Raw genomic sequence first — 19,351 nt, 5'->3', positions numbered from 1 at the left:
TTAGAATAAATGATACTAACCTGCATAATCATAGAAGACGAGCCATTGGCACAAGAGCTTCTTCAGGAATATATACACAGAAGAGGCGATTTAAAGCTTTTAGGTAAGTTTAATAATGTCAATGACTTTGTTAAATTTAAGGAAGTGAAAATAGATTTAATGTTCATGGACATTAAAATAAGAGGCAACGTGAAAAAAGATATAGAAGGACTTTTTTCAAATGATAGCAGTATAGTACTTGTAACGGCATATACGATAGATCAGTTAAGTGATTACGACTTGAGTCAGATTAGTAATGTACTTTATAAACCAGTGTCCTATGAGAAATTTAATCGTTGTATCGATGAGGTTTTTTATTCAATAATAAATAGATAATTAATAATTACAGATATGCAAAAAGCAAAAATTACCCCTTTCGATTTTTATTTACTGAGAATGCCGGCATTGTCAATAGATAACTTGTTTGCTTTGAATAAAATTGCTGACCCTGAAAGCCTGATAAAGGCAATTTTTACTATTTATCAATCGGAAGATATTCAGGAGTCTATTTATCTGGCCAGTCCTGAACTTCATGCAGAATTGTTAAAGTGGCTGGAAAATCCAGCGTTGATAAAAAGTGAAAAATTAATGCAAACCTTATATAAGTATTTGCTGCGAATGAGTTCCAGATGTACGCCATATGGTTTGTTTGCCGGATTTGATATGGGGTTGATTGGCGAAGAGAAGACCAGCTGGGAATTGAAAAATGATACAGTTAAACATAGTCGTCTTGATATGAATTATGTGGCAGAAATCACCTCTGCATTAATTCAGCAGCCAGAGCTCAAAACTAAATTGACTTTTTATCCCAATAACAGTCTTTATAAAACAAATACTACTTATCGCTATTATGAATATAAATTAAGAAATAAAAAAAGGGATTATTTCCTGGTTTCTATCAAATCATCAAAATATGTAGAGATGATCTTAAGTACAGCTGCAAATGGTGCGAAGTATCAGGATCTGCTGAATGCATTGATATCATTATCACTTACTCCAGAACAATCTGCTGAGTTTTTGGATGATATTATCAATAGCCAGATTATTACCTCAGAGCTTGAGCCTACGGTAACCGGAAGAGAGTTTTTTGATGTACTACTGGAAAAACTGGAACAGCTGGATAGTACCAATACTAAATTACCGGGCTTATTAAAAATTAATACCATTTTACAGGAAAAGGGGAATCTGATCGGAGCTTGTAAGGAAATTGAGTCAATTCTTCTGGAAGATTTTCCATCAGCAAAAAGTAAGGATCTGGTACAGACTGATCTGGAAATTAAAATGAATAAAAACTCGTTGAGCAAACAGAGTATTGGAATTCTTTCTAAAGAACTGGGTGAGTTAAGCGGATTATATAAAAGTACAGTTTCAGGTGATTTAAGAACATTCAAACAGAAGTTCAGTTACCGTTATGAGGAACAGGAAATCCCTTTGCTTGAAGCACTGGATACTGAAGCAGGAATTGGTTATGCCAAATTCAGCGGTGCTCATGCTAATTATACGCCTTTAATTGACGGAATGATTTTGCCGGGTAAAAAAGAAATAAGTAAAATAAGCTGGACTCCATATAAACAATTTGTTTTTAAGAAATTCATTGAAAGTCAGGAGACCGGAAATGATAAAATTATGATCACTCCTGAAGAGCTGGAAAAATTAGGACAGCGTGAAAATAGCCTGCCCAATACATTATACAGCGTAGGGAGTTTTGTTGCTGCCAGCGGCGAAGATCTGGATAATGGGGATTTTAAATTCAGTATGACCATTTGCGGCGGCCCTTCTGCAACCCCGCTATTGGGAAGGTTTGCTCAATCAATTGATCCGCTTGATCAAAAATTAAAGCAATGTGCTCAGATAGAGCAGGATGGGCTGGGAGATGCTATTGTCGCTGAGGTTGTTCATCTTCCTGAAGCCAGGATAGGTAATATTTTACAGCGCCCTCAGATCAGGTCATATGAGATTCCTTTTCTGGGAAACTCTTCGGCGGATAAAGATCATCAGATTCCGGTAACAGATTTAATGGTTTCTATCAGAAATGGCAAAATTGTACTTCGCTCTAAACGATTGAATAAGATTATCATTCCAAGATTGAGTTCTGCCCATAATTTTGGAAATGGGATCTCTGTCTATAAGTTCTTATGCGATTTGCAGAACCAGGACAATTCTTTTGCAATTATATGGGACTGGAATTTTCTGGGTGAGCAGGCATTCCTGCCAAGAATTGAGTATAAACATATTATTCTATCCAGAGCGAGGTGGCAGCTGAAGTCTTCCATATACAATGATATTAAGGGTATAAAGACTGCTGAAGAAATAACAGCCTTCAGAAAAAAATACAATCTTCCTGCTAAAGTTTTGCTTACCGAAGGTGATAATGAACTGCTTCTGGATTTTGACAGTTTACTGGTGATGCCATTGCTTATTCAGCATCTGAAAAAAAAGGATGCTGTATTATATGAGTTTTTACATACTCAGGATAGCCATCTGGCAACTGATAGCTCAGGAGCTGGTTATTTAAATGAAGTGATCATTCCGTTTTATGTTCAAAATGAGGTGAAAGCTTCAAGAGGTTTGGTTCAGGGAAAGAAAAGTGTAATAACCCGTTCTTTTCCTCTGGGAAGCGAATGGACTTATGTTAAAATATACTGTGGCTCAAAATGGGCGGATACCATCCTGACAGAGTATTTACTGCCTCTGATTACTGATATGGAAGAAGATGGCATTGTTGAAAAATGGTTCTTTATTCGCTTTAATGATCCGGAAGGCCACCTGAGAGTAAGATTTCTGCATCAGAAGAATGCAGCAGCAACCGCTGAAATCATTAGCAGAATACAACAGGCGCTGAGCGGATTATATGAGGAAAGAATTGTTTGTAAGCTGCAATATGATACTTATGACAGAGAGATAGAACGTTACGGGGAAAAGACTATGGAACTCAGTGAAACAGTTTTTTACCATGACAGTAAGGCTGTAAGTAGCTTCATCGATATGATAGAGGGGGTAGAAGGTGAGCGGTACAGGTGGCTTTTTGCAATGAGAGGGGTGGATTTGCTGATGGCAGATTTTGAAATGACCATTGAACAAAGACAGCAAATGATGGAACAGGTATTTTCTTCATTCTTTACCGAATTTGATGGAAATAAGAGTCTGAATACACAATTGAATGATAAATTCAGAGCTGTTACCAGCGAACTGAATCTGTTTATGGATCCTCAAAATGATACCGAAGAGATAGAAGATGCAGTTCAGCTGTTCACTGTGCGATCAGCATTAAACAAATCTGCGCTTGAGAAATTCTATAATTCTGCTCAGGAACACACACCCGGAACTGATTTTAGTGCAGTTTTCAGAAGTATTATGCCGAGTTATATACACATGTTTTTAAATAGAATATTTATTGCCAATCAAAGAATGCATGAGATGGTAGTTTATCATCACATGGCTAAATATTATGCGTCGTTGATTGCACGAAGAAAACATTCACCAATTAAAACTATATTATCATGATCATAGACCGTCCCCATTTTTCAGCAGAAATCAATGAGATAATTGGTAATCCGCCACATTGGGTTAATCGTGTAGGAGGTACCATCCTTCTGTTTATTATTACCAGTTTTGTAATAAGTTCAGCACTGATTGTTATACCCAAGGAGCATATCCTGCCCGTCGTGTTATATGGTCAGCTGACTGCTGATGCTGCTAAACACACTCCTGAGTACCTGGTAAAAGGTATGCTGGATGCCGGCCAGCTTGACGGTTTAAAAAAAGCAGGTGTTGTTCAGATCGAAATTCCATTGGATAATAGCTCACAGGATAAAATAAGTTTAAAAGGGAGGTTACTGAAGATCATTCCTCCCATAAAAAACGGCAAAATATCTTATACTGTTAAGCTGGATCAAAAATCTGCAGAATTTCTGGCAGGTAAATTACCGGAAATAGAATCCATTGGCGGAACGCTTATTTTTGAAAGTGAAAAGAGAACGCTGCTTAAATCATTAATGGAATAAACTAATCCATGTTAAGGCCAAAATGTTTTAGCAATGCTTCCTTATAAAGTTTTCCAATAGGGATTTTTTCCTTCAGAGTATATAAATCAATTTCGTTTCCATTGAATGACTTGATCTCGTCTTTTTTGATAATAAAAGATTTTTGTATTCTGATAAATTTGTCTTCAGGCAGCTGGTCTTCAACCCGTTTCATCGTAAGGTGAGTTACGATTGTCCGGTCTTTGAGAACCAGCTTCACATAGTCTTTCATTCCTTCTACATAACAAATCTCATCAAACATTACCCGGTGTAATTTATGACCGTCTTTGACAAAAAGATGTTGATTTTTTGGAGTATCGGTAGTTTTACCTTTCTGATAAATTATTTTGGATGCTTTATTAACAGCTCTGAGGAGCCGTTCGAAAGGAAAGGGTTTAACTATATAATCCAGGGCATCCAGATCAAATCCGTCAACGGCATAGTTTGGATAAGCGGAGATAAAAATTACGTAAGGTGGGTTTTGTAAAGATCTGATAAAATCAATTCCATTTACTTCAGGCATGTGGATGTCTGAGAACAGCAGATCTACTGTATCATTTTGCAGGTGCTCCAGGGCATCAAAAACATGCTTGCAACTTGCAATCAATTCAAGATTTGGTATTTTACTGATATAATCCTCAATGGTTTCCCTTGCCAGAGGCTCATCGTCTATGATCAGGCATTTAATAGTCATTTGTGTTTAAGAGGTTAGGTGTGGTTACAATATATGGTATTCCTGTAAGAATATCAATATCATTAATTCAATACAAGCTGAAGATTTACGCTATACACGCCGTCTTCTGCCCGGTTTGTCAGTTTAAATTTATTAGCATAGTGAATATTCAGACGTTTTTTGACGTTGGCAACGCCAACACCACCAAATTCTTCAGTTGGGTAGCCATTACCGACACTATTGTTTACTTCAAAATGGAGAATGTTTTCCTTCACTTCAAGTAATATTTCTATCCATGATGATTCTATAGTTGCATCAATCCCGTGTTTAAAAGCATTTTCAATAAATGGAAAGAGAATTAAAGGCACAACCATCATCCGGCCGAAATCTTCTTTAAAATGTGTTTTAATGCTTACATCTTTCCCATATCTGATGCGTTCCAGTTCCAGGTAATCATTAATAAATTCGACTTCTCTGGATAATAATATTCTGTCCACGTTGGATTCATATAAAGTATATCTCATCAGATCCGCAAAATGCAGGACCATAGGACCTGTTTTAGGGTCCTGTTTGTTAACCATTCTATAAATATTATTCAGTGTATTGAATAAAAAATGGGGATTTATCTGTGCTTTCAGGAAATTTATCTCCAGGTTCAGATTGTCTCTTTCCAGTATGATACGTTTATTACTCTGGTCAGTAATCAGTTTGATAAGTTTTAGTGCCAGTGGCGGGGTAACCAGGTAAAGAAAATCAAGCAGATAAAATGAAACGGCCCACCAGGTGAAAATACCGGTAATCTTATGATCCAGAACCACCACCACATAGTTATGTAACCGCGGGCTTTGTTCGAAATTTGCATTGAGAATTACACAGAGCAGATAAGTTAAACTTCCATACAGCAGGTAAGAGAGTACTCCTGCAATGAGTGTTAGTACAACTTTGCCTTTAAATAATAACCTGGGAAGTACATAATATGAGGCTGCATAAAAAATGATCATGATGCAGGTCAGGTCTTTGATGACAAACAGCCAGCCAAGTTGTTTGTCATATCTGTTATATCCATTGAAGTACAAAATAGAGAGAAGAGTCCACATCAGTAAATGAAAGAGGATTCTTGTACGGGTAGAATATTGTTTATTCCAGTCTATTTTTGAGATCCATGGGGTATAATTATTTAGCCTCATTGTAGCGTTAATTGCTTTTGGTCATTAAAAGTAATGGGTTTGTCGAATTTAATTCTGCACTTCTAAAGTACTCCTTTTATTTGTAATACAAACGAAGTTTTATTATCGTCTGGATATAATATTCTTACACTATTAATATATAAAATAATGATAGACCAAGTAAAAGCGCTGCGTTTTCCTCATTACAAACAGCATGACATGATGGATTGCGGGCCTACGTGTTTAAAGATAATCAGCAAGTTTTACGGGAAGTTTTTTGACCTGGAAAAAATCCGCAGGTTAAGCGAGATCGGGAAAACAGGAGTATCATTGTTAGGGATAAGCAGAGCTGCGGAAAACCTTGGATTACATACTGTAGGGGGGAATATGACTTACGAGAAATTACAGGGGAGACCTGTTTTGCCTTGTATTATTCACTGGCGGAAAAATCATTTTGTCGTTTTATACAAAATGAGCAAGAAAAAGGTTTATGTTTCTGATCCGGGAAGTGGTTTGCAATCCTATTCAAAGGATGAATTCTTAAATAACTGGGCATATACGCAGATCCAGAATGAACCTGCCGGTATTGTTTTATTACTTAAGCCCACCACAACTTTTTATGATCTGGAAGATGATAAAAAGGTTGTCGTTAATGGTATAGGATATCTTTTGAAACACCTGATGCAATATAAAGCATTGATCAGGCAATTGTTTGCAGGATTGCTGGCCGGTGCATTAATTCAGCTTATTTTACCCTTTCTTACCAAAGCCCTTGTGGATATGGGGGTGAAGGGGCAGAATCTGAATATTATTTATGCCATTCTACTGGGACAATTGTTTATTGTGCTGGGGCAGACATCAGTTGAATTTATCAGAGGCTGGATTGTGCTGCATATTACTTCCAGAGTTAATGTTGAGGTGCTGTCGGCATTTTTGCATAAGTTATTCCGTTTGCCGCTGACTTTCTTTGACAGTAAATTAAACGGGGATATTTTACAGCGTATAGAGGATCATAAAAGAATAGAGAATCTGTTAAGCGGAGCTTCTTTGAATACGCTTTTTTCAATCATAACCTTCATAGTATTTAGTTTCGTGCTATTTGCATATAATCCAGTCATTTGTGGTGTGTTTATTAGTGGAAGCCTGATGTATTTCGGATGGCTTTCACTTTTTCTTGCCCGGAGAGAAAAACTGGACTTTAAGCGGTTCGATATCACTTCTCAGAACAGGTCTAAGACAATGGAATTGCTTAACGGAATCTGCGAAATCAAAATTAACAATTGCGGAACACAAAAGATCTGGGAATGGGAAGAGCTGCAGGCCAGATTGTTCAGGTTTAACATACAGACATTATCCTTAAGTCAGTATCAGCAAATCGGGTCAGCTTTTATCAATCAGGCTAAAAATATATTTATCCTGTTTCTTGCAGCCAGGCTGGTTATCAAAAATGAGATGACCCTTGGAGATATGATGGCTATACAGTTTATAGTTGGACAGATGAATAATCCTATTGCGCAGCTGGCTTCATTTATACAAACTTATCAGGAGGCAAAAATCAGTATGGAGCGTCTGGGGCAGATACAGGCGCTGGAAGAAGAAGAGGATACGCAGTACAACTATATTAACAGACTTCCTGTAAACCGGAGCTTAATTTTTAAAGAGGTAAGTTTTGTATACCCCGGGGCAGGAAATAAGGTGACTATCGACAGATTGAATCTGACAATAGAATCCGGTAAAACAACTGCCATTGTCGGGGCCAGCGGAAGCGGAAAGACCACATTATTGAAATTAATGCTGAGAATCTGCAAACCAACCGACGGAGAGATCATCATGGAAAGCAATTCTTTTGAAAATATGAGTCCTGATTTCTGGAGACAGCATTGTGGAGTTGTATTGCAGGATGGCTTTATATTTTCTGATACTATAGCAAATAATATAGCGCTGAACAAAGAGAATCTGAGTCTGGAAAGTTTACAGCGGGCTATCCATATAGCTAATCTTCAGCAATACATTTCGAGTCAGCCTCTGGGTTTTCAAACTAAAATTGGTGAAGATGGAAAAGGGATCAGCGGCGGACAGAAACAAAGAATATTGATTGCCCGTATGGTTTATAAAAACCCTGAATATATTTTTCTTGATGAGGCTACAAGCGCTTTGGATGCTTCAAATGAAAAGATCATCATTGAACGTTTAAATACCTTTTTGGAGGGAAAAACAGTGGTGATTGTTGCCCATCGTCTGAGTACAGTGAAGAATGCCGATAATATAATTGTTCTGGATAATGGCGGGGTAGCCGAGCAGGGTACACATGCTGAACTTGTTGCACAGCGGGGATATTACTACAAATTAATTAAGAATCAATTGGAACTAGGAAATTAAAAATTATGGAAACACTAAATGATTTTATCGATTTTTTGCAGAACATTAGTCCTGAGGACAAGTCAGGTAGTAAAGCACCAGCCGAATATAACGGCGTATTCAGCTTTTTATTAGGCAAACAGGATAATGAAAACACGATTACCGGGCCACAGATACATCACTGTATTGACATTTATCTGGATGCTGTTGTTGCTTGCCGGAAAAATGATTTTAAAGAAGCAGACAGGCTTTTTGAAATGGCTGACGGGTTGTTTGATACTATTCCCGAAAGTCATGTTTTACCTAAACTGTTTAAACTTTCTGCCTGGGGGAATTATTATTACAAAGTAGCACGCTGGGAAGAAGCAATAGCTTTAATGAAAGAAGGATTGTTACTAAGTGCTGAACTGGAACGTAACGGGTATCCGATTCTTATTTTCAGGAGAATTGAGCAGATTCAGAATATATCCCGTATCTATCAAAAGATGGGAGATCTGGAAAAGGCTAATAACCTGATTAAAAATATTATCACTTTTATTTATTCAGGGCATGCAGAAGGATTGATTATTGAAGACTGGAACCATGAACTGATCAGGGCTGTGGCTCTGGTACAGGAGAATGCGATGGATTCTGTATTTAATCAGCTGGCATCGCTAAATAGTGCATTAATGTATACCGGCGAATACGATAATGTTTATTTTAATACCCATATTTTTCAGCCACTACTGGCCGATATGCCGGCAGACCTTTATAACAGGGCGATAGCACATAACTGGATGTACGTGAAAGCTTCTTATTTCAATGATCCTGAAGAAGTTTATTTTGAGAATCTGAAAGCTTTTTTTGGAGACACAGAAATTTCTGCTGCTTATGATCATTTTAAAGCAAATCTTCTGGAACAGGTTATTTTCTATCTTAACAAGGATGACAAAGAGCGTACATCTCTGGCTATTGCGCAAATTCAGCAATATGCTGAAGCCCATTTGAAAGACTTCCTCGGAAAACCGGTCAGAATTGCTTCAGGTAAAGATTTATTCTTAAAGGTCGCTGTTTAACGGCCTTTAAGAATAGATAACCATATTAAAGATTAGCTTCAGTATATTTTTTGAAATTATCCAGAATTGCCTGCCATCCTCCACGTTGCATTTCAACAGGGTTCGTGCTTTCAGGATCGAATGTCTCTATAACCTGTGTTCCGTCTCCGTTACTAACGAAGGAAATTTTTACTTTTCTGCCATCACCCATGGTATAGGCAATAAGTTCCTGTTCAATTACACTGGTATATACACCTTCAAAATCAAAACTTAAACTTCCGTCTTTTGCAGCCATCGTAGTTTTGAATTTTCCATCTTTACGCAGGTCATTATCTGCGTAAGTGGTGTGCCAGTCATCAGATGCATGGCTCCATTTAGTGATATGCTCAGGTTTATTCCATGATTCCCATACTTTTTCTATTGGTGCGTTAACTGTGGTTTCTATTGTGACAGAGGTGTTGTTTACAGTTTCCATAATTTGTAATTGATTTACTGATCAGACGGTTGTTATGTTTTTATCTTTAGTAGTTTTAAAATAATAGTAGATTGAGGTGGCTATAATGGCAGAAATCGCACAGCCGAAAATCAGGAAACCCAGCTGGCTGATTAAAAACTTTCGATTAAAAAGCATCGAAATAGTTATTCCCCGGTTCATATTCGTGTATTCCATATAAAAGAGTAGCATACCCAGTGTGACTACCAGGAAAAATACCGGCCAGCTAAAAAATACTGCAGTTTTAAAGATTTCACTTTTGACCAGGGGTGGGTTTATCTTATATAAATACCAGATGCCCGAAGCTGTCATGATACACCAGAATATTACACTTTGCAAGGTATAGAAAGTCTGCACCATACCGCCCTTTGAAGGATCTATCAGATTAGCTGTAATCAGCAGATTGATTATTGCCTTGCATACAGTGGCAAAAGTCATCAGAATGAGAACCGTTCTGAAGATTAATACGATTTTAAGTTTAGCTCCCTGCGCAAATGCTGATCTGTATTGAAGCAATAAAAAGAAAGTAAGTATGACGATCAGGAGAAAGAGATCGGACCATCGAAACTCGCTGGAAAGTCCAAAATGCAGAAAAGTAAGATACAGAGCCAATGATAGTCCACTGCAGATCCATGCAATGATTTCAATAGCTGTCTTTTTTTTAAAGAAAACCACAATAGAAAGCAAAAGACCTAAAAGCAGTATACCTGCTGCGCCAATTGCTAATAATAGTATAATAAGAGCTTCACCTGATGGATACATATGCCGGTTTTTTATTTAAGTTTCCAATTTATTGATAAAATCCGGTTCGCAACTATACTCGTTGCACAATTTTAATTTGTTAACTGAATAATGTCTGCAAAACCTGATCAGATTCCGGATAGGAGTAGGTATGCAGATCCGGCTGGATGAAGGGTTGTCGTCACTGAGGTAAAAGCCGAAAGATAATTGGAGTTTTTTCTAGCTTTTTGACCTTCCCATCAAAAATATGCTGAGGCAAATCTGATATTCTGATTCTTTTTAATTTATCAACAGGTAACTTACATAGGTTAGAACAGGATATAACTGGTTGATAGTTATCAGTCTTCCACTATCTGCTTCCAGTAGTTAATAACCCTGTAAAGTTATTAACAGCTCTTTAGTTAACAACACCTGTTGGTAACCCATACTTATCCACATTATGGCTAAAAAAAAAGAGCTAAATAATTGCTTTTTAGTAGCTTACTACTGGGTATAAGTTTATGTTTTTTTGTTGGTAATTTTCTAGATCTTCGCAATCCCGAAAATGAAGGAAGCTTATTTCCGGGGCATTAACATTACCAATAACAATAAAAAAACTATGCAGAATACTTGTACAACAGTGTGGAATAATTCACTTCAAACTATTAAGGCTAACATCCCGAATCAAAGTTATAAGACTTGGTTCGAACCGATCTCGGCATTAAAATTAGAAGGTAACGTCTTAACTGTTCAGGTACCAAGTTTGTTTTTTTATGAGTGGCTGGAAGAGCACTATGTAGGTCTTTTACGTAAAACAGTAAAGCAGGAATTAGGAGATGAAGGACGTTTGGAATATAACATCGTTGTAGATAATAAACCTTCAAAAAGCAATACTCCATATATAGCTGCAAGCAGCCCGTCCAATACCAATACAATTGCATCAAAGGCACAGTCATTGCCAGCACCGGCGCAGATCAGTAAGGATCTTAGAAATCCGTTTGTGATTCCTGGTCTGAAAAAACTAAACGTTGATCCACAGCTTAATGCCAACTATACTTTAGAGAATTATATTGAGGGTGACTGTAATCGTCTGGCGCGCTCTGCGGGCTTCGCTGTGGCTGCAAAACCTGGTGCCACATCATTTAACCCTTTAATGATTTACGGTGCCGTAGGATTGGGGAAAACGCATTTGGCACAGGCAATAGGTAATGAGATTAAACGTACTTATCCTGATAAACTGGTCATCTTTGTATCCTGCGAAAAATTCTGTCAGCAATTTGTTGAATCATTGAAGAACAATACGATCAATGACTTTGTAAACTTCTATCAGGCAATGGATGTAATCATCATGGATGATATTCACAACTTTGCGGGAAAAGAGAAAACACAGGATATTTTCTTCCACATTTTCAATCATTTACATCAGTCAGGTAAACAAATTATTATTACTTCAGATAAAGCTCCAAAAGATTTATCTGGTTTAGAAGAGCGTTTACTTAGCCGTTTCAAATGGGGACTATCGGCAGATTTACAGATTCCTGATCTGGAAACAAGAATTGCTATCCTTAGAAAGAAAATGGCTTCTGACGGTATTGATTTACCAGCTGAGGTTATAGAATATGTAGCGCATAATATTGATAACAATGTCCGTGAACTGGAAGGAGCGATGGTTTCTCTACTGGCACAGGCAACTTTAAATAGAAAAGAGATCGATTTGTCGTTAGCTAAATCGATGTTAAAGAACTTTATCAAGAATACATCCAAAGAAATTTCAATGGAATATATCCAGAAACTGGTTTGTGAGTATTTTGAAGTTCCTGTTGATCTTGTAAAATCACCAACACGTAAACGTGAGGTGGTGCAGGCAAGACAGATCTCTATGTATTTGTCTAAAAGTCTGACAAAATCTTCATTAAAAAGCATCGGTGCTTTTTATGGAGGCAGAGATCACTCTACAGTAATTTACGCATGTCAAACGGTAGAAGATCTGATTGACAGTGATAAAAAATTCAAAGGATATGTAACTGATATCCAGAAGAAATTAAAGATGAGTTAATTCAAAACCGTAAAAACCACGATGAATTTAAATGCCAGTACTATAATAATCTCATTGATTATTATACTTGCGATCCCTTACCTGATCAATGTAATCAGAAAAGTACAGAACCATAGTATTCCTTTCATTAAAGCCCTTAATCCTTTCTATACAAAAGAAATGAATGAAGCGGCACAGTTGAAGCAGAGTTTGTCTCCTATAGTTAAAGAGATCGAAACTCAGGATATGGCTAAATTTATTAAACACTGGACCTCAAAATTTGAAAACGGCAGTTTTTCAGAGCAGGATGTCATAGGGCTGAATGCGAAAATTGAAGAAGGCAGGCAGGATCAGGTAAATGGTATTCTGGCCTTACATCCCGATGCAGCACGTCAGTTTCAGCAGTTCAATGAGAAACTGAAAGAGGAGGCTGTCCCGGTCGGGAATGAAGCAGAAGTCTTAGCTTAATATCAATAAATTAAATGATAAAGCCGGCTCATGTGTATGATCCGGCTTTATCATTTAATTTGGCTGCTATGCTTTTGATAGAAGTATCCAGGTTTTCAGCAGAATCAAAAAGTGCATCTTCAAATTCCAGATAAGTTTCGTTTCTGTCTTCGCTCATTTTGATGACCATGACTATGCCCAGTATATTGCTCAGGTATTTTCTGATCTCATGAGAATTAATGAAAGAAATCTCGCTGCTTAATTTGTTAAACATCAGTTCATCATATTTTTTCTTAATTTTCAGGGAGCGGTACAGAAAAATAAAGGTCAGGATGATCATGCCGGTTATGGCTACAAATAACAGGAGGAAATTTTGTCGTACTTCCAGGTTTTCCTGAGCTACAACATATTTTTTCTTAATCTCATCATATTTCAGCAGGTTTAGAATACTGCCGGTTTTCATCATCCTTAATGTATTTAAGGATGATTGTTCGGTACCTTTTTTATAATACTGAGCGGCCAGTTCAAATTGTTTTTCTTTTTCATATGCGCTTCCCAGTAAGATGAATAACTTACACCTCATGTAGCCCAGCTTCTTCAGGTCGCCAGAAGATAACAGTTTGAAAATTACCTCTCTTGCTTTTGCAGTCTGGTTAAACATCAGATATGCTTCTGCTAAATGAAGATAGGTGTATAATTTCTCCGGATCATTTGGAGCCTCAATAAGGACTTTTATCTCGTCAATGGCTTTTCTGTCTTTTCTCAGTAACAGCAGCATATATTTCAGACGGTGATTGACCAGCGGGTCACAGGGGCTGGCGTTTCTGCCGCCTATTTTGGCAGCGTAATATTGTAAAGAATCCTGGTTTTTCAAGTAGAAAAATGCAATAGCCTTATTTTCATATAATAAAGACGGGATCTGTTTATAATCCTGTTTAAGGGCAAGATCCTGCGCTGAATTTAAGGCATCAAGAGCTTCATTAAATAAGTTACTTTTAGTATAAAGATCAGCTATATTGGCGTAATTTAATATGAGTTTATCAGTGTCATTTATCTGTTGCAGATGTTTCTGTATAATCAGATAGCTTTCCATAGCCCGCATGTGATTTTCCAGATCAGTATCAATAAATGCAAGCGTTTTTAGCAGGCTGATGAATTTTGGCTTTTCCTGTCGAGTTTCATCAAGTGCTTTGATGATATAGTATCTTGCCTTTTCTAACTGGAGCAGCCTTTTGGCATAGGCGGCCTCTATTTCATAGGTGAATATCTTTTTATCAGGATGATTGCTTTTTAATATTTCTGATAATAGCGTTTCTTTATTGCTTATTACGCTTTCTTCATTGGCTTGACTAATATAAGTTATAATCAGCTTTTCTATCAGGTTATCTGTTGTCGGTGAAGGAGATGTTACAGCAGTTTTTATTTTATTCAGCAGACCATCACCAGCGCACAGAGACAGAGAAAAAAATGATAATAATAGGGTTGAAATGACAGCCGTTTTGAGGATTGTCTTCATTGATGCTAATTTAAATTGCAGTTATATGGGTCTGATTTAAAAATAGTGAAGGAGAAGCAATCTTTATTCAAAATTTTGATTTTAATATTTGAAAAATGATGAAATGGCAGTACATAGCGTGTTTTGGAGCATTTTTCTTTCTGACGGCAGGAAATCTACTGTCTGATATAACAAAGAGTAATCACAATCCGGTAAATAATAGAATATATATATCAGATGGCCCGGGTTGTATTTTGGTTTAACATTTTTTTAATAAGCATAAACAGTTTAGTTCGGGTCTTCCTGAGAGTAATCATATTTCAGCTCAGAAATATTCGCCGGAAAACAGATGTACTATGTTTTTGGCAGTCTGACCAATTCATTTTTTCATAGGGTATGCTTATAAATACCTGGTTAATTACAGGGGTGTTGTGTGGCAGCAGCAGCAGGCAGGTTGTGATTTGAAACTCATCTGATTGAAAATAATAATGCTAATTTCTTGTAAATGAATAAACTATATGTATATCTTTCAGTGTGGGATGATTTAACTAAAAGCAACAAAGTTTTATTTTAAATTTATGCAGGTAAACTTTTTATGATGGTACATTGGGCTATATCGTTTAATGATTAGCCAATAATACAAAACCAGGGTGCCGGATTATTCCTTTATTTTATCATAACCAAATTTAAAACCGAATGAAACAATGGTGTACAGTTCAATACAAGCCGGTATGAACCTGGCTTTTTGCGGGCTCCTGATTACAAATTCGAAATAAGAAAATGTAAAAAACAACAATCAGGCTGTACATAATAAATATTCGTCTTTATAAACCTGTTAATTATATACTGATGACAAAATCTTTCTTTTTCGCTGCAGCTTTTATGCTGTTCACAAATTATACATCCGGACAGGAAAATAATCATCAGTTATTATATGATAAACCAGCCGGACAATTTGAAGAAGCATTACCGTTAGGAAATGGCAGACTCGGAGTAATGGTTTATGGAGGAGTGAATACTGAGCGGTTTTCTTTAAATGAGGCTACGCTATGGGCAGGAGGACCGGTTAATCCGGATATGAACCCCGAGGCTAAAAATTATTTAAAACCCGTAAGGGAAGCATTGTTTGCTGAAAACTATAAAAAAGCTGACTCGCTGGTGCGTTTTATGCAGGGGAAGTTTTCTGAGTCCTATGCTCCGCTCGGTAACCTGTTTTTTGATTTTAAACACCGTGGGCAAGTAACAGATTATAAAAGAGAACTTGATATACAAAATGCGATAAGCAGAACCAGTTATACAATTAATGGAACAACTTATACCCGTGAAACTTTTATCTCAAATCCGGATCAGCTGGTTGTGATCAGATTTACTGCAAGCGGAAAAGATAAACTTGATTTCACGTGTCGTTTAAACAGCTTGCTGCAACATAAAGTATCCTCTTCAAATAAGGATTTGTTGATGAAAGGGCATTCTCCGGTACATGTTTCTCCTCTCAATCATGGGAATGAGGTTATTTGGGATGATGTCAACGGGATGCGTTTCAGTGCGCATATTAAAGTGCTTAAAACTGATGGTAAAGTGGTCGCAAAAGATAGTAGTTTAACAGTTTCGGGCGCAGGAGAAGCGGTTATTTTGCTCTCTATGGCAACTAGTTTTAATGGATTTGACGTTAATCCCGGCACGCATGGAAAAGACGAGCTGAAAATAGCTGCGGGTTATTTGCATAAAGCGAAATCCTATGCTGTACTCCTGAAGAAACATACTGCTGATTTCAGAAAGTATTATGACCGGGTACAAATCAGTCTTGGCGATGAAGATCGTGCAGGAATGAAAACTATGGATAGATTAAATGCTTTTGCTGCCGGTAAAAGTGATAATGCACTGGTAGCTCTATATTATCAGTATAGCAGATACTTATTGATAAGCTCTTCCAGGGCTGGTGGTCAGTCTACTAATTTACAGGGGATCTGGAATGAAAAAGTTCAGCCACCATGGAGCAGTAACTATACAACCAATATTAATGCAGAAATGAATTACTGGGGTGTTGAAACTGCAAACCTGCCGGAAATGCATCAGCCTTTGCTGGATTTTATAGGTCGTTTAGCTAAAACAGGGGCAGTGACTGCCAGAAATTATTATGGTGCCAGTGGCTGGGTTTTGCATCATAACAGCGATATCTGGGCTATGACCAATCCGGTTGGTGATTTTGGGAAGGGAAGTCCGGCCTGGGCAAACTGGCCAATGGGAGGTAACTGGATGGCTACCCATCTCTGGGAGCATTATGCCTTTACACAGGATAGGGTTTATCTTTCCGAACAGGCTTATCCATTAATGAAAGGAGCGGTGCAATTTTGTCTGGACTTTCTGATTCCGGATAAAAAAGGAAGATTAATTACGGCACCCTCCACTTCGCCGGAAAATTATTACGTGACATCAAAGGGTTATACAGGAGCATTGTTATATGGTGGTACGGCTGATTTAGCTATTATCAGGGAACTGTTTAATGATTATGTGAAAGCAAGTGAGATTTTAAATACAGATCCTGATATGCGGAACAAAGTTAAGAATGCATTGAAAAATATGTTGCCTTACAGAGTTGGTAAAGCGGGGAATTTACAGGAGTGGTATCATGACTGGAAAGATGAAGATCCCCGACACAGGCATTTGTCGCATCTTTTTGGCGCATATCCCGGGTATTCAATTACCACGGCGCAGGATCCGGTATTAGCGGATGCAGTCCGTAAAACTTTAACTGTGCGTACCAATGACGGTACCGGCTGGGCAATTACCTGGAGAATTAATTTATGGGCAAGAATGCAGAATGGAGAAAGAGCTTATGATGCACTTAAAAAATTACTTCGTTTTGTTGGTAACGGGGCAGAGGTTAAGATGAAAGGTGGCGGTACCTATGCGAATTTGTTTTGCGCACATCCTCCTTTTCAGATAGATGGAAATTTTGGAGGTGGTGCCGGAATAGCAGAAATGCTGTTGCAAAGCCATCAGGGATATATAGAACTCCTGCCGGCAATTCCGGTAGAATGGAAAGATGGTTCTGTTAAAGGGCTGGTTGCCCGGGGAGGATATGTGGTTAATATGGGGTGGAAAGACAAGAAATTGACTTCTGCTGTTCTGAAAGCTAAAAATACAGGAATCTGTAAAGTTAAATATGGAAGTAAAACTATTGATATTTCTGTAGTTGCAGGAAAGGAATATAGTTTGAATGAATTATTGTAATCAGATCCTTTCTTTTTTTTGAAATTCACCGTCTGGTGATAAATTCTTGCGTGTTCACCTAGGGAAACTGTCAATTGGTGTAATAATAATTAGTTTTTATTTTTTATGATTTAACTTTAAGGTATCTCTTAGTAATTAGGGTTAATTTATGTTTGCGGGATAGTTATAAAATAAAATAAAAATCCTGTAAGTTATTGATTATGTAAGTACTGATGAGTGTAAAGTGTAAAGATGATTTGCAAATAAAACGAATTTTGTAGCTTTTTTTGTTATATACTGATGTCTGAATTGTATTAAATTAATATGAATTATTTAGAGCATTTTATGTTTTCTGTGCAATTGAAGAAAATACAAAATGCTTATAAGAGGTAAGCGCAGAACTATAGTTAGAAGCCTTTGTTGTTATTTTGTTTATTTATTTCTTGTTTCTGTTGATATAAATTGTTAATGATAATTAGTTATTAGATTAATAATATATTAATATATATTGCTTTACTTTATAAAAAAAATATTAATATAGTAAATTGTTTAATAATATGATCAGATTAAAAGGGAATGATCTAAAGCATGTCTGGAAATCTTTTACACTATCAGAAGGAGAGGATGATTTCTATATTATATATTCCCATTATCATCATTATCTTAGTTTTATAGGTTACAAGAGATACTTTTCTGAAGATGCAGTGAAGGACACCATTAATGATGTCTTCCTGTATTTATGGGAAAACAGAAGTAACCTGTCTAATGTCGGTAATTACCATAATTATATTTTAACTTGCTTTTTAAGAAAATTATACCGCAAAAATGTAATCTCTCCCGAAGAGTTGCATGAACTTCAGGATATACCTGTATCACTTCTATCCCCCTCAGTAGAAGATCAATATATTCAACAGGGAACAAATGGAACCGTTATTCAGATTGTTAAAACCCATATAGGTCAGCTGGCTGCCAGACAGCGCAGTTTGATTTATCAGAAGTTTTATCTTGGTTTATCTTATCAGGAAATAGCCATGAATAATAAAATTTCTATCAATACTGTCTACAATACGATGTATAAGGCTATTGATAAATTAAAATCTGCAATTACCAAAGAGCAGGAAACTTATCTGCTTGTGGCTCTTGGAGCGAATATTTTTTTTTTGTTTTTTTTCAAATACAATAGTGAAATATTAAGTTTTCCCGCTCTATTAAGAAAAATAATTAAGCAGATGCATAGAAATGATTTCAGTGAATTGTTGAAAGATGAAACATTCATTAATTATTGTTTAAAAATAAATGTGCAGGATGTTCATGACTGGGAAACCAGGATAAAAGAGAACCCGCTGATTAGCCTTCATCTTGAAGAATTAAGAAGTTTAGTACTGGCAATGGGTCAGTGCACAGCGCAAAAAGCTGCTGAACAGAATTATCTTCAACTGCGGATGCTGATTGCGCGTGCAGGTGCTATAAAAAAGAGATATACCCTTTTCTTTCTGGGTTGGGTAAGCTCTGCAGCTGCAGCTATCATTTTGCCTGTAGTCTTAGCAGCTTTCAGCCCCGGAACCTCTTTCATGTATCCGGATAAGCATAATCCGGAGGTCTGTACAACCTCAAATCATTCATTCCATTACTTGAAAAATACAAATCCATAAATTA

The 19,351-nt window shown here is 37.0% G+C and carries 14 protein-coding genes; 9 read left to right on the top strand and 5 right to left on the bottom strand.

Features of this window, described 5'->3' with window-relative positions; genetic code table 11:
* The first annotated feature begins 9 nt into the window (after nucleotides 1-9).
* The 3 genes from PL_RS04875 to PL_RS04865 are packed head-to-tail and all read left to right on the top strand — an operon-like array spanning nucleotide 10 to nucleotide 4,043.
* The gene (locus tag PL_RS04875; protein ID WP_041881198.1) at nucleotides 10-375 is read left to right on the top strand and encodes a hypothetical protein; all 366 of its coding nucleotides are present in this window, start codon (nucleotides 10-12) and stop codon (nucleotides 373-375) included.
* Between the two features lie 15 nt (nucleotides 376-390).
* Nucleotides 391-3,543, top strand: coding sequence for a lantibiotic dehydratase (locus PL_RS04870; RefSeq protein ID WP_041881197.1), 3,153 nt, complete (start codon nucleotides 391-393; stop codon nucleotides 3,541-3,543).
* The gene (locus PL_RS04865; RefSeq protein WP_041881194.1) at nucleotides 3,540-4,043 is read left to right on the top strand and encodes a hypothetical protein; all 504 of its coding nucleotides are present in this window, start codon (nucleotides 3,540-3,542) and stop codon (nucleotides 4,041-4,043) included. The genes PL_RS04870 and PL_RS04865 overlap by 4 nt, the downstream gene beginning before the upstream one ends.
* Nucleotide 4,044: 1 nt before the next feature.
* Here PL_RS04865 and PL_RS04860 read toward each other — a convergent pair whose 3' ends face one another.
* Both PL_RS04860 and PL_RS04855 read right to left on the bottom strand, forming a co-directional pair.
* On the bottom strand, nucleotides 4,045-4,755 hold the full coding sequence (locus PL_RS04860; protein WP_041881193.1) for a LytR/AlgR family response regulator transcription factor: 711 nt from the start codon (nucleotides 4,753-4,755) through the stop codon (nucleotides 4,045-4,047).
* 62 nt (nucleotides 4,756-4,817) lie between these two features.
* A complete protein-coding gene (locus PL_RS04855; RefSeq protein ID WP_041881191.1) occupies nucleotides 4,818-5,921 on the bottom strand; it encodes a sensor histidine kinase in 1,104 nt (367 codons plus the stop codon).
* 147 nt (nucleotides 5,922-6,068) lie between these two features.
* Between PL_RS04855 and PL_RS04850 the strand changes: the two genes are divergently transcribed.
* Together PL_RS04850 and PL_RS04845 are read left to right on the top strand one after the other, a co-directional pair.
* Nucleotides 6,069-8,279: a peptidase domain-containing ABC transporter gene (locus PL_RS04850; protein ID WP_041881190.1), complete on the top strand. Its 2,211-nt coding sequence runs from the start codon at nucleotides 6,069-6,071 to the stop codon at nucleotides 8,277-8,279.
* Nucleotides 8,280-8,284: 5 nt separating this feature from the next.
* A complete protein-coding gene (locus PL_RS04845) occupies nucleotides 8,285-9,313 on the top strand; it encodes a hypothetical protein (RefSeq protein ID WP_041881188.1) in 1,029 nt (342 codons plus the stop codon).
* 25 nt (nucleotides 9,314-9,338) lie between these two features.
* On the opposite strand, the gene PL_RS04840 is transcribed toward PL_RS04845, so the two are convergent.
* Together PL_RS04840 and PL_RS04835 are read right to left on the bottom strand one after the other, a co-directional pair.
* Entirely contained in the window at nucleotides 9,339-9,767 is a 429-nt protein-coding gene (locus tag PL_RS04840; RefSeq protein ID WP_041881187.1) for an SRPBCC family protein, read from the bottom strand.
* 21 nt (nucleotides 9,768-9,788) lie between these two features.
* Nucleotides 9,789-10,547, bottom strand: a complete 759-nt coding sequence (locus tag PL_RS04835; protein WP_041881186.1) for a hypothetical protein — start codon at nucleotides 10,545-10,547, stop codon at nucleotides 9,789-9,791.
* 577 nt (nucleotides 10,548-11,124) lie between these two features.
* Between PL_RS04835 and dnaA the strand changes: the two genes are divergently transcribed.
* Both dnaA and PL_RS04825 read left to right on the top strand, forming a co-directional pair.
* Complete coding sequence (dnaA, locus tag PL_RS04830; RefSeq protein WP_041881209.1) at nucleotides 11,125-12,561, top strand: chromosomal replication initiator protein DnaA; 1,437 nt, start codon at nucleotides 11,125-11,127, stop codon at nucleotides 12,559-12,561.
* A gap of 21 nt (nucleotides 12,562-12,582) precedes the next feature.
* The gene (locus PL_RS04825) at nucleotides 12,583-13,008 is read left to right on the top strand and encodes a hypothetical protein (RefSeq protein ID WP_041881185.1); all 426 of its coding nucleotides are present in this window, start codon (nucleotides 12,583-12,585) and stop codon (nucleotides 13,006-13,008) included.
* A gap of 28 nt (nucleotides 13,009-13,036) precedes the next feature.
* Here PL_RS04825 and PL_RS04820 read toward each other — a convergent pair whose 3' ends face one another.
* Nucleotides 13,037-14,503 carry a tetratricopeptide repeat protein gene (locus tag PL_RS04820; protein WP_041881184.1) on the bottom strand — a complete coding sequence of 489 codons (1,467 nt, stop codon included), beginning with the start codon at nucleotides 14,501-14,503 and terminating at the stop codon, nucleotides 13,037-13,039.
* Between the two features lie 828 nt (nucleotides 14,504-15,331).
* On the opposite strand from PL_RS04820, the gene PL_RS04815 reads away from it, so the two are divergent.
* Nucleotides 15,332-17,716, top strand: a complete 2,385-nt coding sequence (locus tag PL_RS04815) for a glycoside hydrolase family 95 protein (protein WP_041881182.1) — start codon at nucleotides 15,332-15,334, stop codon at nucleotides 17,714-17,716.
* 536 nt (nucleotides 17,717-18,252) lie between these two features.
* Nucleotides 18,253-19,347: an RNA polymerase sigma factor gene (locus tag PL_RS04810; RefSeq protein ID WP_041881181.1), complete on the top strand. Its 1,095-nt coding sequence runs from the start codon at nucleotides 18,253-18,255 to the stop codon at nucleotides 19,345-19,347.
* Nucleotides 19,348-19,351 lie beyond the last annotated feature (4 nt).

The sequence above is a fragment of the Pedobacter lusitanus genome (assembly GCF_040026395.1).
GTDB classification, from domain to species: domain Bacteria; phylum Bacteroidota; class Bacteroidia; order Sphingobacteriales; family Sphingobacteriaceae; genus Pedobacter; species Pedobacter lusitanus.
The sequence above is the reverse complement of the archived record's forward strand: the minus strand, read 5'-3'. Positions and strand labels throughout refer to the sequence as shown.